Source organism: Corallococcus sp. NCSPR001, from assembly GCF_017309135.1.
Taxonomy (GTDB): domain Bacteria; phylum Myxococcota; class Myxococcia; order Myxococcales; family Myxococcaceae; genus Corallococcus.
Genome location: NZ_JAFIMS010000002.1, coordinates 5114188 through 5130303 on the forward strand (window position 1 = coordinate 5114188; position 16116 = coordinate 5130303).

Below are 16116 nucleotides of genomic sequence, written 5' to 3' on the forward strand. Positions count from 1 at the left end.
ACGATGCGAATCCGCGTGCGACCCCTCTTCCTCGCCCTGACCCTGCTCGTCGGGTGCAACGGCAACCGGGATCAGCTCCTCGCGGAGATCCAGGACCCCCGTCCCGAAACCCGCGCCGCCGCCGTGCGGAAGCTGGCCGAACAGAACAACCCGGACGACCTGGTCCTCTTCACCCGCGCCGCCAAGGACCTCTCCGCGTTCGTCCGAGGTGAAGCCGCCGCCGCGCTCGGGGAGAGCCAGGACCCGCGCGTCGTGGATCTGCTCGGAGAGCTCCTGGAGGATCCCGACGAGGCCGTGCAGGGCCAGGCCGCCCTGGCGCTCGCCAAGGTGAAGAGCGACAAGGCCAAGGCGTACCTCACGCTCCAGTACGGACGGCGGGGCCGCGCCACGCGCCGGGTCATCGTCCAGGCCCTCAAGAGCGCCAACGTCCCCGGCGCCATGGCCACCGTCGTCGCCGCCGAGTCCAAGGGCCTCTGGGACCGCAACCTCCTGGCCCTCACCGAAGGCGCGCTCCCGGAGCGCGTGGGCGCCGCGGAGGAGCTGGGCAAGAGCGGCCGCGTGGAGGCGGTGAACCGGCTGCTGCCCATGGTGCGCGACAGCCAGGTCATCCTCGCCGCCGCCGCCGTGCGCGGACTGGGCGACGCGGGCGACACCCGCGCGGTGGCCCCCATCGCGCTGCTCCTCGACGAGAGCTTCCCGGAGCTGCGCGAGTCCGCCATCGGCGCGCTGATGAAGCTGCAGGACCCGACCGCCGCGACGAAGCTCCAGGCGGTGGCCGTGGAGAAGAGCGCGGTCAGCCCGCTGGCCACCGACGCCATCCTGACCTTCCCGCGCACGCCCGCGACGGACGCCGCGCTGTGCGCCATCGCGCTCGACGGCGCCCGGGGCGAGGCCCTGGACGCCGCCCGCGCCATGCGTTCGCGAGGCGGCTGTCCGGTGGATCCCATCGCGGACCGGCTGTCGCGCCCGGCCACCGCGGCGTCGGGGCTCCAGGCGGTGACGGGCCTGGGCCCGGCGGCGCAGGCGCTGCTGCCCAAGGTGACGCCGTGGCTCAACCATCCGGACGTCGGGCTGCGCACGCTCGCGGTGGAGGCGGTGACGCACGTGGGCGATGCCTCCGTGGTGCCCGTCATCCAGAAGCTCTACGAGCAGGAGGTCGCCGGACTCGCGGCGCTGCGCGCGGACTGGATCCCACAGGCGCTGCCGCGGAAGTACGCCGCGGACCTGGATCCGTCGGCCCCGCGTCCGGAAGCGGCCAGGGCGAAGGAAGATCCCCGGCCCGCCAAGCACGCGCAGCTCTTCGAGCGGCTCCAGGCGCTCAACGCGGCCCGCGCCAAGGAGGCCGGACGCGTGGTGGTGCCGCCGCGAGTCCCCTCGGAGCTGAGCGACGACGTGGAGCCCGCGAAGCTGCAGCCGCTGGCCACGCTGCTGACCGCGCTGGGGACGCTGAAGGCGCCCGGAGCGCTGGAGATCCTCAAGGGCTACGCGGATGACGTGAGCCCGGCGCTGCGCGCCGCGGCGCTGGTGGGGCTCGCGTCCGTGGGGCCGGAGGGCATCGAGGTGACCCGCACCGCGCTGCTGGAGCCCGACCGCGAGCTGCAGAAGACGCTGGCGCTGGCGCTGGCGGAGCAGGGCGAGGCCGGGCAGCTCGCGCTGGTGGCGTCGCTGCCGAAGATGGGCAGCGAGAAGCTGGTGGTCCTGGATGCGCTGACGCGCGTGGGACCACCGCCTGCGTCCGCGTCGGAGGCGTTGCAGGGCGTGGTGAAGGAGGGTGGGGCGGAGGCGGCGCTCGCGGCGCAGCTCCTGGGGCGGATGGGCGCGAAGGACGCGGTGCCCACGCTGCTCAAGGCGCTGGACGACTCCAACAGCGTGGCCCGCCGTGACGTGCTGCTGGCCCTGGGGGCCATGGGCGACGCGAAGTCCGCGGAGGTGGTGGGGCGGGACCTGTACCACGACCTGCCGGAGATCCGGGCCGCCGCGGCCACGGCGCTGCGCAAGATGAACACCGGCGCGGAGGCCGAGCCGCTGGACGCGCTGAAGGGCGACTACTTCCGCGAGGTCCGCGTCGCGGCGGGGGCCTCGCTGACGAAGGAAGGCACGGCGGCTGGCGGGGCGCGGTGAATGGAGTCCCGCGCGCTCAAGGACAAGGCGACGGAGGCCTTCGGAAAGGGCCGCTTCGCCAAGGCCGCCGAGCTGTACGAGGACTACTGCCAGGCGGAGCCGAAGGACCACCAGAGCCGCCTGCGCATGGGGGATGCGTGGTCCAAAGCCGGTCAGCGTGACCGCGCCGTCTCCGCGTACCAGTCCGCGGCGGAGGGCTTCGCGAAGGAGGGCTTCCTCCCGCGCGCCATCGCCGCGAGCAAGCTGATCCTCGAGCTGGATCCGTCCCACCAGGGCGTGCAGCAGATGCTCGCGGACCTGTACGCGCGAAGGGGCACGCCGGCCACGTCCAGGGCGAAGCCGAAGGACGCCGCGCCCCCCTCCACCCCCGCGAGCCTCATCGCCCAACGGGAGGCCCCCAGCGCCGCGCCCCCGAAGCCACTGGAGGCCGGCGGAGCCCCGGTGGACCTGTCGGACGCGCTCCCGCCCGAGCTGGCCCTGTCGAACGCGCCCGTCGCGGACGACACCGAGGTGGTGCTCTCCGTCGAAGTGGATCTCACGCCGGCGCAGGACATGCCCGAGGCGCCCGTGCCTGTCGCCGCCGCACCCGCACCGGCGGACCAGTCCGTCCGGGTCGCACCGCCGTCCCCATCTCCCATGCCCGAGCCTTCCCAGATCCGGACGCCCAGCGGACGCTGGCAGGCGCTCGCGCCGCCCATCACGGGCCCCGACACCGCGCCGGCCTCCACCGAGCCGAAGCCCTCCGCTCCAGCCGCGCCCCCGGGCCTGCGCCCCCGCCGCGTCGACACGCCGTCCAGACCCACGGCCACGGTCGCCGCCGGAGCCTCCGTGGTGCCCACCACCGCCGGAGCCCCGGAGCCCTGGCGCGCGTCCCTGCGCGCCTCCAGCTTCACGGAGCTGGAGATCGAAGCGGACTCACTGCTGCACGCGGTGGAGCTCGCGGCCCAGCGGGGCCTGGCCGAACACGCGCCAGAAGAAGAGCCCGTCTACGAGCTGACCGAGGAGGCCGGCCCCGGCACCTGGGACGCGCTGCCGTCCATCCCGCTCTTCTCCGACCTGCCGCGCGACGCGTTCATCCAGCTCTTCGAACGCTGCCCGCTGCGGCGCTTCGGCCCCGGCGAGCGCATCCTCGCGCAGGGCACGCACGGCGACGCCTTCTACGTCATCTGCGAAGGCAGCGTGCGCGTCTTCAGGGAAGAGGACGGCCGCCGCCAGGACCTGGCCACGCTGGAGGGCGGAGCCTTCTTCGGCGAGATGGCGCTCCTGTCCGGAGCTCCGCGCGCCGCCTCCGTGGAGTCCGTGTCCGACGACACGCAGGTGCTCGAGATCTCCGCCGCCGTGCTCGCCACGCTCTCGCGCGGCCATCCGCCCGTGGCCAAGGCCCTCAAGAAGTTCTGCCGCGAGCGGCTCCTCGCGAACGTGATGAACAGCTCCGCGCTGTTCCGTCCCTTCAACCGCAAGGACCGCCGCAACCTGGTGGAGCGCTTCCGGGCCCGTGACGTGGAGCGCGGTGAGGTCATCATCCGCGAAGGCGACGCCACGGACGGCCTCTACGTCGTCCTCTCCGGCGAGGTGGAGGTCCACAAGAGCGGGCAGCGGCTGACGAGCCTGAAGGAAGGGGACCTCTTCGGGGAAATCTCCCTCCTGCAGAAGACGCCGGCCACCGCCACCGTGGAGGCCTCGCGCCACACCACGCTGCTGCGCCTGCCGCGCGAGGACTTCGACTCGCTGATCTCCAGCCACCCGCAGGTCCTGATGCTCGTCTCGGACCTGAGCGATGAACGCCTGCGCCGCACGCAGCACGTGCTGGACAGCCAGGCCGGGAGCGCGCCGGGCGACGAGGACGAAGACCTCATCCTCGTCTGAAGCGCCCTCCCGGGTCCCCGGGTCGGCATCCCACCCCGCGAGTCACCTGACGCAGCCGTACGGGACGCCAGGTTGTGACGACCGGAGGCGCCCGCTATCCTGCCCGTCATGGCTGGAGGCCAGCACGCGACAGCGGGATTGGGGCCCGACGACATCGCCGAGTTGGAGGCCCTTGGCTCCGAGCCCGGCTATGACGTGTTCCTCGCTCCCGCGCGTGCCCTCGAAGGCCCCGTGGAGGAGTGCCGCTCCAACATCGCGCTCGCCTTCCACAACACGAAGCGCGGGGTGGAGAGCGTCCTCGCCCGTGAGGCGGAGGTCGCCGCGCTCCCGGGCGTGAACGTGGAGGAGCTGCGCGAGCTGCCACTGCTCGCCCAGGGCCTGGCCTGGGCCGCGCTGCGCGTCCAACGCGACATGCGGGCCAGCTCCTTCGGGACCCTCTTCGACCGCGCCCAGCAGCTGCGCCGCAAGCTGCTCAAGACCGCGGAGGCGCTCGCGGAGGCGTCCTTCCTCGCCGCCGCGGACGTGACGGCCGCCCACTCAGAGGGCCACCGCGACGTGGTGCGGGATTGCCTGGGGCTCGTGGCGCTGTTCCGCCGGCACGAGGCGAAGCTCGCCGGCCGCTCCCCCGTCACCCCCGAGGACGTGGACGAGGTGGAGCGCGTGGCGCAGCAGCTGCGCGCCCTGCTCGCGGCCCCCGGTGCGGCCCGTGAGGACTCCAGCTCCCCGCTGCTCTTCGAGGCCACGGAGACGCGGGACCGCTTCTGGACGCTGCTCACCCGGCGCCACGACGTCCTCTGGCGCTGTGGCGCGTGGCTCTTCGGCCGGGACGTGGACATGCACGTGCCGCCGCTCCTGGCCCGCCACCCGCTGGTGCGCGTCGTCGAGCCCACGTCCATCGAACGCGCGAAGCCGCAGCAGACGCCAGCGAAGCGCGGGGCGACCCCCATCGACTACGCCCCGGACAGCAACGTGCGCTCCAAGGTCCGCTTCATGGTGAAGGTCGGCTTCGACTTTCCCTCCCGCTAGACACCCATGCCTTTCGACGTGAAGGACATCCTCCGGCAGCTGGAAGCCGGCTTCGACCCGGAGTCAGGCGCCCCGAAGTGGTGGCAGGAGAGCTGGGAGGATCCCGAAGGGTTCGCCGTGGCGCTCGCGGAGGCCCACGCGGGCCGCGGCGTCCCGCCGCCCAAGAGCCGCCCGGGGCAGCAGTACGACTTCTTCCACGACCTCATCGTGCGCCACGTCGCGCTGGAGCGCCCCGCGTTCCGCACGCACCAGCGCATCCAGGGCTGGCAGGCCCTGGGCTACCGCACGCTGCACGACCTGGCCTCGCGCCGCGCCAGCGAGTGGGCGGATCAGGGGGTGGAGCCGGGCGCCAAGGTGTGCCTCGTGCACGGCGTGGGGCAGGAGCTGCTCGTGTCGCTCCTGGCCACGCTGAAGCTGGGAGGCTGCTTCACGCTCCTGCCGCCCATGGGCCCGCGCGCCATGGCCACGCGGCTGGAGGCCCTGACGCCGGACTTCATCGCCGCGGAGCCCCACCAGCTCCCGCTCCTCAAGGGCCACGAGCAGCTCCTGCTCAAGAGCCAGGGGAGGGGAGCGCCGGGCTTCACGTCCCACACGTACAAGCCCTCGGACGTGGTGGGGCTGCTCTTCTCACCGCTGGTGGATCCGCCGCACACGCCCGTGCCCCTCACCGCGGAGAACGCGTGGCGGGGCGCCATCTGCGACGGGATGCTCACCTTCGGCCTGTCGCCGGGGGACCTGCTCGCGGCGCCGGACTTCCCGGTGCTCCAGCACCTGCCGGCGCTCTTCTTCGCCACGCTCCTGCGCGGCGCCACCTGGCTGCACCTGGAGATGGCGGACCTGGCGCTCAACCCGGCCCCGCTCCTGGAGCACCCGCTGCGCGCCCTGGGCGTCACGCCGAAGCTGCGCGACCTGCTCCTGCGCCACCGCGCCTCCCTGCGCAACGTGCAGCACTGGTTCCGCAACCCGGAGGAGCCCTTCGACGCCCAGGCCTGGCGCGCGTGGGTGAAGCAGTGCGGCCTCCAGGCCGTGCCGTCCTCCAACGTCCTCATCGACGCGTCCGCTGGCGGCGCGGTGCTGGTGTCCTCGCGCGGCGTGAACGCGCCGACCACGGACGTGCACACGGACGTCCTCCCCGTTCCGGGCCGGGCCTGGACGCTGAAGGATCCGAACCTGAGCGGGCAGGGCGCTCCCACGGACGTGGGCGTCTTCACGCTCCTTCCGGACAAGGACTCCCCGCCGGGGCACGTCCTGCTCGCGCGGATCCGCCAGCGCTACCACTACGGGGGCACGCTGGGCTTCCGGCACGACGGCCGCGCCTACTCCTCGAAGGAGGTCACCGCCGCGCTGGAGGACCTGCCCTTCCTCGCGGGCACCAGCGTGGTGCCGGTGTCCACCAGCGGCCTGGCCAGCCACTCCCGCTTCATCCTCCTGGCCTTCACCGGGGCCACGCCTGCTCCCCCGTCCGGCGAGCAGGAGATCCACCGGCGCATCGAAATGCTGCTCGGCGGGGATTTCCTACCCGACCGCATCGAGTTCTTTCCGCTCTTTCCCCACCGGGTGAAGGGCGCGGTCGACGACAGGTGGTGCGCCTCGCAGTTCCTCACCGGCGCGCTGCACAAGAAGTCGAAGGACCCGATGTTCCAGGCCCTCACCGCCCTGCGGGGACGACTGCTGGAAAGCGCTGCCGCTTCGGGTGAAGATGGCCCGTCGCCAGCGCGCTGACGAAGGAGCGGCACAATGGGTGCTCAGGTCGTGACGGGAGCGATGCTCCAATGCAGCTTCGGGATGGCGCCCTCCGCGCTGATGGTGCTCCCCGCGAACATGGTGATGGCCACCACGCCCGCGGCGAACATCATGGACAACAAGCCGCTCTTGAACATCATGCCCTTCGGCATGTGCCAGTCCCTGGCCAACCCCATGGTGGCGGCGGCGACCGCGGCGGCCCTCGGCGTCCTCACGCCCATGCCCTGCATCCCCGCCACGGTGGCCCCCTGGGTGCCCGGGTGTCCCACGGTGTTGATCGCCAACTTCCCGGCGCTGGAGAGCAACTCCAAGTGCATGTGCAACTGGGGTGGCGTCATCCAGATCACGGCCCCGGGCCAGATGGCGGTGACGGATGGGTAGCCCCGCGCAGGTGTTGGAGCCCGTGGACTTCACGCTGCTGGACGTGGAGTTCACCACCGCCCCAGTCCCCCTCGACGAGTCCGAGGGCCCGGATCCGCGCCTGGAGGCCATCACCGGCCTCGTCGCCAAGAGCGAATACGCGGACGCGGCCCGCGCCGCCGCGGGGCTCCTGCGCCAGGGCGTGCGCGACGTGCGCGTGGTGGGGCCGTACCTCTTCGGCCACTTCTTCGCGGACGGAATGAAGGCGCTGCCCGTCGTGTTCCGCTCCCTCAAGCGCACGCTGACGGAGAACTGGGACTTCTTCGGCCCGATGGAGAAGAAGCTCGTCTTCGCGGACACCGGCTTGCGCTGGCTGCTGAAGATGATGGGCAAGCACCTGGAACACCATTCGCGCCTCAAGGACGCGCAATGGCAGACCTGGAGCGCGCCCGGCAACCGCGAGCCCATGGAAGAGGCCCTGGCCCTGGGCGACCCGCTCATCGCCGCCCTCGCCATCCTGCAGAAGAGCGCGTGCATGGACGCCATGCGCACGCTGCTCGGCGCGCTGCGCTCCCACGCCCAGGCCGTGCCCTTCCTGCCCCCGCCGGAGGAGCCCGGGCCCGCCGCGGCCCCCGAGGTTGAGCTCGCCGCCGCTCCGGACGACGACGAAGGGGAGGAGGACGAGGACGACGACGAGGAGGAGGAAGAGGAGATCCGCCCCGTGCGCCGCAAGAAGGCCGCCCGCCAGGTGGAAGCGGACGCGGGCCCCACCGTGCCCATGTCCCCCGCGCTCGCGCAGTTGGTCCGCAAGCTGTCCGCCTTCGAGGCGCTGGTGGAGCGCGAGGACTACACCAAGGCGAGCGTCATCGCCGTGGACGTGCTCGCCACCGTGGAGCGCTTCGACCCGCGCGTGTACCTGCCGCAGCTCTTCTCCGGCTTCTTCAATGGCCTGGCGCAGCACGCGGAAGCCATCGAGCCCATGCTGCACAACACGGAGACGCTGTCCTTCCGCGCCATGGATCAGCTCTACCGCGTGGACCTGGACGCGTTCCTCGTCGCCCAGGCGCGCCAGCCGCGTGGCGGCTCGGAATACGACGAATAGCCCCCATGGCACTGGAGCGCGAACAGCCGGGCCGCAAGCTCACCGTCGAGGAGCGCATCAGCGAGCGCATCCGCGGCTTCGACGTGCCGGCCCTCCTGGACCTGCTCGCCAAGGAAGGCTACGGCGAGGCGGAGGTGGAGTTCCGCAGCCACCGCAGCACCGTGCACCAGCCCCACCTGGTGCATGCCATTGAATTCACCCGCCAGCCGCGCAAACGCGTGGTCATCACCGTCAACCTGGGCCTGCTCAGCCTGCAGACACCGCTGCCCTCGTTTCTCTTCCAGGCCATGGACCGCCTGGAGCAGGACACGATGGCGGACTTCCTGGGTTACTTTGACCACCTGTTGCTGCGGACCCGCTTCGCGGGCCAGTTCCCGGATCGCGACGAATCCCTGCTGCCCGGCTGGGAGCACTCCACCGCGCACCGGCTGCGCCTGCTGCGGCTCGCGTGCCCCAGCAGCCTGCACTGGCTGTTCGCCAAGGTCTTCCCGGAGGCGGAGGTGGTGGTGCGCCGCGAGACGCGCCGCCAGCGCATCGAAGCCAAGGGCATCCGCCTGGGCGCCGCCGCGCTCGGAGACGGCAGCGCGGTGGGCGGCTTCGCCACCGTCCCCACGGGCGGCGTGGAGGTGCGGCTGTTCCTCAACGAGCCGCACTCCGGCACCGGCACCCCCTGGGCCGTGGAGGCCCGCCGGCGCCTCAACACCCGCATCCTCCCGAGCCTCGCGGAGACCCCGCTCGCGCTCGCCGTCATCCTCTGCCTGCGTGATCAGAGCAGCCACGCGCGGCTGATCGACGGAAGCCACCTGGGCTACGAGCCGTTGGTAGGCGGCCCGGAGCAGACCCAGGAGGTCCTCCTCTTCACGGGGGACACCGCTCAACTGCGATCATCGGAACCCCGCTAGACCTGTCATGTCGGCTGGTTGACGGGATTTCCTGATCGCGCCTAGGCTGTAAATGTTCACTCGGCAGGGCGTACTCCCGGAGCGACAGGGCAGTACGGGGGGCATCAAACGCACTGCGATTGTCAGGGAGTCACCGTGGCCATTCAGGACCAGCTTCCCAAATCCCGCATCACCCTCACGTACCGCACCACCATCAACGGCGAGCAGGAGACGGTGAACCTGCCGTTGCGCCTCCTGGTGATGGGGGACTTCTCCCTGGGCTCCTCCGAGGACCGCAAGACGGATCTGGAGACGCGCAAGCTGCGCTCCGTGGACGGCCGCAACCTGGACGAGTTGATGAAGGACATGAAGATGTCCACCAACTTCCAGGTCGCCAACCGCATCAACCCGGACGTGGAGGAGGAGCTGAACGTCACGCTCCCCATCGACCGGATGAAGTCCTTCCACCCGGATGAGATCGTCAAGCACGTGCCGAAGCTCAAGGCGCTGCTGCTCCTGAAGACGCTCCTGGTGGAGATGCAGTCGAACATCGACAACCGCAAGGACCTGCGCCGCGAGCTCTACGAGCTGTTCTCCAAGCCGGAGGCGCTCAAGGAGCTGCTCAACGAGCTGAAGGGCTACGAGACCATGCGCCTGCCCGCCGGTGAGTCCGCGGCGAAGGCGGACGCGCCCGCCGCCGCCGCTGGCAAGCCCGCCGGGGGGGCCGCCGCCGCCACGGCCGCGGTCGCCGCCACCGTCGCCGCGGGTGCCAAGCCCCCGGCCGCTTCCTGATCCGCCTTCCCAACCCTTCGACTTCTAAAAGGACTCCGCCATGGCTGAGACCACCTACCTGAAGCGCCTGTTCACCAGCGTCCGGCTCGATCCGCCCCAGGAATCGGCGCCGATGATCACCACCAACTTCGCGCCCGCGGGCGACGAGCAGCAGGTCACCCTGGAGAGCCGCTTCCTCTCCAGCGTCGCCGCGCTGCTGCAGAACGTGGCCCCCGTGGAGGGCCCGGACAACACCGCCCGCTTCGACAAGGGCCAGGTGCTGGACGTCATCAGCCGCATCGATCGCATGATCGACGCGCAGATGAACGAGATCCTCCACAACGAGACCTTCCAGAAGCTGGAGTCCACGTGGCGCGGCCTGGATGATCTGGTCAGCCACACCAACTTCAAGGCGAACATCGCCATCGACATCCTGGACGTCGCCAAGGATGAGCTGGCGGAGGACTTCGAGAACAACTCCAGCAACATCTTCGCCGGGGCGCTGTTCGACAAGGTCTACATCCAGGAGTACGACCAGTACGGCGGCCGTCCCTTCGGCGCCATCGTCGGCCTGTACGACTTCTCCTCCACGCCCGCGGACCTCACCTGGCTGCAGCGCATGGCCAAGGTCTCCAACGCCGCGCACGCGCCGTTCATCTCCGCCGTGAACCACAAGTTCTTCGGCTGCGAGACCATCGAGGAGATGGAGGCCATCAAGAACCTGGAGGGCGTGCTCGCCCACCCGCGCTTCGGCCGCTGGAACGCGTTCCGCGACACGGAGGAGGCCGCGTACGTGGGCCTGACCTTCCCGCGCTACGTGCTGCGCCTGCCCTGGCACCCGGACAAGAACCCCTGCGACGTCCTCAACTTCACCGAGACGGCGCGCGGCGACTCCGACAAGTACCTGTGGGGCAACTCCGCCATCCTGCTCGCGCGCAACATGGTGAAGGCGTTCGAGATCTCCGGCTGGTGCCAGTCCATCCGCGGCCCCAAGGGCGGTGGACTCATCACGGGCCTGCCCGTGGACACCTTCTCCCTGCGCGGCCAGGAGGAGATCAAGGCCCCGGTGGAGATCGCCATCCCGGACTACCGCGAGTACGAGTTCGCGCGCTCGGGCTTCATCCCGCTCGTGTACCGCAAGGGTTCCAGCGACGCGACGTTCTTCAGCACCCAGTCCGCCAAGGTCGCCAAGACGTTCAAGGACCCCAAGGACTCGGAGAACTCGCAGCTCGTCACCAACCTGGCCTACACGTTCTCCATCACGCGGCTGGCGCACTACGTGAAGTGCATCATGCGCGACAACATCGGCAACACGGCGGACGCGCCCTACATCCAGCGGCAGCTGGACTCGTGGCTGTCCAACTACGTCACGACCGTGGCCAACCCGGACGACCTCACCGTGCGCCGCTTCCCGTTCAAGGCGAGCAGCGTGACGGTCTTCCCGCGCCCCGGTGAGATCGGCTGGTATGACTGCAAGCTGGCCGTGCTCCCGCACATCCAGTTCGAAGGCCTCAACGTGGAGCTGATGCTCGAGTCGCGGCTCGGTTAGGCCGCATCCCACTTGGGGCAGGTGAGAGCCTGCCCCCCTTACCCTGGAGTGACAGATGCCCCAGTTTTCGCGCAACCTGGACGTGTATCAGGGTTTCAACTTCAAGAAGGACAAGCAGACCCCCGTGGGCTACATCACCGCCATCACCATTGGCGGCGAGGCGCTGGCGGCGGATCAGGAGACCATCAAGGATCCTGAGAACCCGGACGCGGCCATCGCCGACAAGGTCGTCGCGGTGCTCAACCACTACCTGTGGGAGACGGGCGTGACGGACGCCATGTACTTCTCCGGCCAGGTGTCGGTGGCGAACAAGCAGAAGGTGGCGGAGATGCTGCTGGGCAACTTCAGCAACATCGAAGTCAACTTCAAGTACGTCATCTACGAGTACGACCCCATCGGGAAGAAGTACTTCAAGTCGAACTTCCTCGACGCGGAGATGAAGGGCCTGCTCGAGAAGAACGGCGACGACCTGAACATGTCCATCGCGGACAACGAGTCGCGCGAGGTGCAGTCGCCCAAGAACTTCACGTTCCAGATCGGCATCAAGCCGCAGGCGAGCGAGCAGTCGCTGAACCTCGCCACCTCCTCGACGAAGAAGATCGCGAAGAAGTGGGGCATCACCGAGGCGGCCGCCAAGTAGCTTTGGCCGCGGTCCGGGTCTAAACCGGGCCGGGAGCAGGATTCGCTCCCGGCCGGGTTCAGGCGGGTGGAAGGAAAGAAAGGCGCATGCAGCGGTACAAGCTCGCACGGGTCCGCTGGCACGTTGGCCAGACGCTTCTTCCGGAGCATTTCGTCGCGCAGGAGGACGCGCTGGACGCGGAGATCCGCCTCCACTCCACGCTGTCCGGCCTGCCTTCCTACGGCGTCGCGAACCTGGCCTGGAACGAGTCGCTCCTGCAGAGCGGCAGCCTGTCCATCTCCGCGCTCACCGTCGTCACCAAGTCCGGGGACCTGCTGGACGTCCCGGGCAACTCCGTCATCTCGCCCCTGTCGCTGGAAGCCGTGGGCAAGACGGAGTTCATCGTCTACCTGCACGTGCTCAAGGAGACCGTCAGCGCGGAGGGCATCCGCCTGTACGCGGATGATCCGCCGGTGCTCCAGCGCGTGCTGCACAAGCTGCAGTTGTCCACGGAGCCGGTGCTGGACGGGACCATCGGTTCGTTGGGGCTGGCCGCCGTGTCGCAGGACGAGGACGGCGCGTGGCACACGTCCCCGGACTGGGTGCCGCCGCTCCTGCTCGTGGGGCCCAACCCCTTCCTGGAGAAGCTGCTCTCCACGCTCGATGACCTGCTGGATCAGGTGCGCCAGCAGCTGCTCACCAACATCTCGGACACGTACCTGCGCACGGACCGGCTCACCAACGCGCGCCGGGCGCTCTTCGAGGTGCAGCGGCTCATCGCGCTGCGCCGGGACATGTTCCGTCAGGTGTACGTGCACCCGTACCACCTGTTCGACGCGCTTCGCCGGCTGTACTTCGAGGCGTGCTGCTACCTGGAGATGCTCCCGGACGAGCAGATGCCGGTGTACCAGCACGAGGGGCTCAACGAGGCCCTGGGCGGGTGGATCCGCCTGCTCACGCGCAGCTTCCAGCCAGAGGCCACGCGCTCCACGCACAAGGCCTTCCAGGCGAAGGAAGGGCAGTTCCAGATGACGCCGCTGCCGCCGGAGATCCGCTCCGCCAGCGAGGCGTACCTCCTGGTGCAGCGCACCCAGCCCGGGGAGCGCACGCCGCTGGACGGGGTGAAGCTGGCGAGCCCCTCGCGGCTGCCGCTGGTGCGCCGTCAGGCCCTGAAGGGCGTGCCCTTCAAGCACGTGCCGTATCCGTCGTTCCCGCACGCGCTGGGGCCGGAGATCGACTGGTACCTGCTGAGCAACGGCGAGGAGTGGCAGCACGCGCTGCGCGAGGACGGCCTGGCCTTCTACGTGACGCCCGCGCTCCGGGGCGCCCAGACCTCGCTGTTCTGGCGGAGGAGCTAGACGCCATGGCGCGCGCACCGTTCCTGGACAAGTTCGCGACCCGCAGGGAGCGCACCAACTCGCGCGACAGCCTGGAGCACGTGATGCGCAACATCGAAGCCGTGCTCAACACGAAGAAGGGCTACGGCTTCTTCATGCACGACTTCGGGCTGGGCGGGTACACGGAGAAGCTGGGCACGCGCGAGCTGGTGGAGGCGCTCACCGCTGAAATCCAGCAGGAGGTGACGCAGCACGAGCCCCGGCTGGTGGACCCGGAGGTGAAGCTGCGCGGGCGCGACAGCGCGCTGTGGCTGTACTTCGACTGCAAGGGCACCTTCGACGGGCAGCCCTGCCACCTGTCGCTGATGTTCCACTCCACCACCGGCCGGGTGCGCGTGCAGGCGGAGGACACCTGATGGCCTTCGCCGACCGCCTGGACCTGGGCCTGACGCTCACCATCGGCGGGACGGCGCACGCCATCCCCTCCTCGGACGTGCTCGCCTTCGAGCTGGACCTGCACGGCTGGGGGCACGAGGGGAGGGTGGAGTTCCGCGTGCTCGATGAGACGGGGCACGGCGGACAGAAGCAGGACAAGCTGCTGGCGGACTTCCTCAAGCCGGACCTGGCGGAGGTGGCGCTGGAGCTGAAGGCCGTGCACTCCGACACGGCGACGAAGCCCACCTTCACGTCGCTGAAGGTGAAGGGGCTGGTGCAGGAGAAGGCCCTCACGGAGGAGTCCGTCGCCCAGGCCAAGGGCGCGGGCATCACCTACCGGCACTACACCGTGCGCTTCGTGGACCCCGCGCGGCTCCTGTGGACGCAGCACCACCCCTGCGTGCTCTACACGCAGAAGACGCTCCAGGACGTGCTGGACGCGCACAAGGGCGACAAGATCACCCTGGCCAATGACTGGGCCGCGCAGCTGGACACGACGCTGCCGCTCATCTTCCTGGGCCTGTCCCCGGAGTCCGGCGCCAGCTTCTACGACTTCGTCGTCTGGTTCGTGCACACGCGCAACGGCGTGCTGGCGTACGACTACACGGCGCAGGGCTACCAGCTGCGCGCGGCGAAGGACGCCACCGGGACTCCGCTCACCCTGCGCGCGGCGGACGTGGACCGCGTGTCGGTGGTGTTCCCGGAGGTGGCCCGCCACGACGTGGCCATCCTGAATGCCGCCGCGGAGAGCCCCAAGAACCAGGCCATCACCAACGCCCAGGCCGTCACCGGCATCCGCCAGGACGTGCTGTTGCGCACGGACATCGCGGACGACGTGCAGGCCCGGGTGACGCTGGAGACGGCGCGCCTCAAGGTGCGCGGCCTGGAGGTGGAGCTGGACTGGAACCGCTTCCCGGCGGTGGCCTTCGCCCCGGGCGCGCTGGTGAAGCTGCCGGACACCGCCGGGTGGACGGCGGCGGGCGTGCCGGCCACGCAGGACTTCCGGGTGCGCCGGATGAGCCTGCGCGCGGAGCCGCTGCCCGTGGAGGAGGGGGAGATCCCGGCGGGCGGGGAAGGGGAGGAGCCCGTGCGGCGGCCGAAGCCGGAGAGCCGCTTCCTCATCTCGTTCACCACGCGGCTGGAGAAGAAGGCGGAAGCGCACGTGGACCTGCCGCCCTTCGTGACGCCGGTGTACCCGCGCTTCGTGGAGGGGCTCGTCGTCAGCGAGGTGGGCGAGACGAAGGACGAGACCTGGCAGGCGTACACGGACGAGGCCACGTCGCTGGACAGCTACAAGGTGAAGCTGCCGCTGTTCGCCAATCAGATCGTCCAGGTGCCCTTCAACGCGAACCTCCAGCCGGGGCACTTCTACTTCCCGGCCTACAAGGGCGCCCGGGTGCTGGTGGCGCTGGACTTCCTGCGCGCGTGGCTCAAGCGCCACCTGGACTGGCGGGCGGGCGCGCGGCTGCCCTCGGACGGGCAGGGCGTGCACCTGCTCGTCGGCAAGACCACGACGAGCGGCACGTCCATGAGGCACTTCTACGAGGACAACAAGCCGCTGTGGCGCCTCCAGCGTACGAACGAGAGCGACACGGAGAAGATCGAGCTCAAGGAAGGCAACCTGCTCATCCTGGTGAAGGAAGAGTCCGCCTGAGGCGGGAGGGACGATGGGCACGCTGGTTTGCAAGATCGAACTGGACAAGCAGGGAGGCATCACCGTCCAGGTCGACAACGCGGATGATCAAATCACCCAGACCATCAAGATGGACGGCACCAGCGTCACCATCACGGTGAAGGGGCAGCAGGAGACGAGCACCATCGTGCAGAAGCAGGACAGCATCGTGGTGACGGTGAAGGACCTGACCTTCGACACCGACACCATCACGATGAAGTCCAAGGGCGTCTCCAAGTGGACCAGCCAGGACACGCTCACGGTGGAGAGCACCAAGGACATGACGCTCAAGTCGAGCGCGAAGCTCACGCAGACGGCCACCAGCGACGCGAAGCTGGCCTCCAGCGCGAACGTGAACATCGAGGCCACGTCCAAGCTGGCCATGAAGGGCAACGCGGGCGCGGAGATGGTCACCTCTGGCGGCGAGGCCAAGGTGGACGGCCTGACGCTGAAGCTCGCCGGCAAGACGCAGGCGGAGATGTCCGGCGCGATGACCAAGGTGTCCGGCTCCGGCAAGCTCGACCTGGAGAGCACCGCGATGGCGAACCTGAAGAGCCCCCTGACCAGCGTGGGTGGCGGCCTGGTGAAGCTGGGCTGAAGACGGCTGACGCATACATGGCAACGACAGACGTAC

At 69.9% G+C, this 16116-nt stretch carries 14 protein-coding genes; all 14 read left to right on the plus strand.

The features are described from left to right. Positions 1-3 precede the first annotated feature (3 nt). Entirely contained in the window at positions 4-2121 is a 2118-nt protein-coding gene (locus JYJ93_RS22795) for a HEAT repeat domain-containing protein (protein WP_206794596.1), read from the plus strand. Then, positions 2122-3987, plus strand: coding sequence for a cyclic nucleotide-binding domain-containing protein (locus JYJ93_RS22800; protein WP_206794598.1), 1866 nt, complete (start codon positions 2122-2124; stop codon positions 3985-3987). Positions 3988-4095: 108 nt separating this feature from the next. After that, the gene (locus JYJ93_RS22805; protein ID WP_206794599.1) at positions 4096-5013 is read left to right on the plus strand and encodes a hypothetical protein; all 918 of its coding nucleotides are present in this window, start codon (positions 4096-4098) and stop codon (positions 5011-5013) included. Positions 5014-5019: 6 nt separating this feature from the next. Continuing rightward, positions 5020-6735, plus strand: a complete 1716-nt coding sequence (locus JYJ93_RS22810) for a long-chain fatty acid--CoA ligase (protein ID WP_206794601.1) — start codon at positions 5020-5022, stop codon at positions 6733-6735. 15 nt (positions 6736-6750) lie between these two features. Further along, positions 6751-7137, plus strand: a complete 387-nt coding sequence (locus JYJ93_RS22815; RefSeq protein WP_206794602.1) for a DUF4280 domain-containing protein — start codon at positions 6751-6753, stop codon at positions 7135-7137. Continuing rightward, positions 7130-8218, plus strand: coding sequence for a type VI secretion system protein IglI family protein (locus tag JYJ93_RS22820; RefSeq protein ID WP_206794604.1), 1089 nt, complete (start codon positions 7130-7132; stop codon positions 8216-8218). The genes JYJ93_RS22815 and JYJ93_RS22820 overlap by 8 nt, the downstream gene beginning before the upstream one ends. 5 nt (positions 8219-8223) lie before the next feature. Further along, complete coding sequence (locus JYJ93_RS22825) at positions 8224-9120, plus strand: hypothetical protein (protein WP_206794606.1); 897 nt, start codon at positions 8224-8226, stop codon at positions 9118-9120. A 135-nt stretch (positions 9121-9255) separates the two neighbouring features. Continuing rightward, entirely contained in the window at positions 9256-9891 is a 636-nt protein-coding gene (gene tssB, locus JYJ93_RS22830) for a type VI secretion system contractile sheath small subunit (RefSeq protein ID WP_206794608.1), read from the plus strand. A gap of 40 nt (positions 9892-9931) precedes the next feature. Beyond that, on the plus strand, positions 9932-11419 hold the full coding sequence (gene tssC, locus JYJ93_RS22835; RefSeq protein WP_206794610.1) for a type VI secretion system contractile sheath large subunit: 1488 nt from the start codon (positions 9932-9934) through the stop codon (positions 11417-11419). A gap of 55 nt (positions 11420-11474) precedes the next feature. Continuing rightward, positions 11475-12059: a hypothetical protein gene (locus JYJ93_RS22840; protein WP_206794612.1), complete on the plus strand. Its 585-nt coding sequence runs from the start codon at positions 11475-11477 to the stop codon at positions 12057-12059. 86 nt (positions 12060-12145) lie between these two features. Then, positions 12146-13396 (plus strand): type VI secretion system baseplate subunit TssK, encoded by a 1251-nt coding sequence (tssK, locus tag JYJ93_RS22845; protein WP_014396955.1) that lies wholly within the window; start codon positions 12146-12148, stop codon positions 13394-13396. A gap of 5 nt (positions 13397-13401) precedes the next feature. Continuing rightward, positions 13402-13791: a GPW/gp25 family protein gene (locus JYJ93_RS22850; RefSeq protein WP_206794614.1), complete on the plus strand. Its 390-nt coding sequence runs from the start codon at positions 13402-13404 to the stop codon at positions 13789-13791. Beyond that, a complete protein-coding gene (locus JYJ93_RS22855) occupies positions 13791-15464 on the plus strand; it encodes a hypothetical protein (protein ID WP_206794616.1) in 1674 nt (557 codons plus the stop codon). The genes JYJ93_RS22850 and JYJ93_RS22855 overlap by 1 nt, the downstream gene beginning before the upstream one ends. A 13-nt stretch (positions 15465-15477) precedes the next feature. Beyond that, positions 15478-16080, plus strand: coding sequence for a hypothetical protein (locus JYJ93_RS22860; RefSeq protein ID WP_206794618.1), 603 nt, complete (start codon positions 15478-15480; stop codon positions 16078-16080). Positions 16081-16116: the final 36 nt, after the last annotated feature.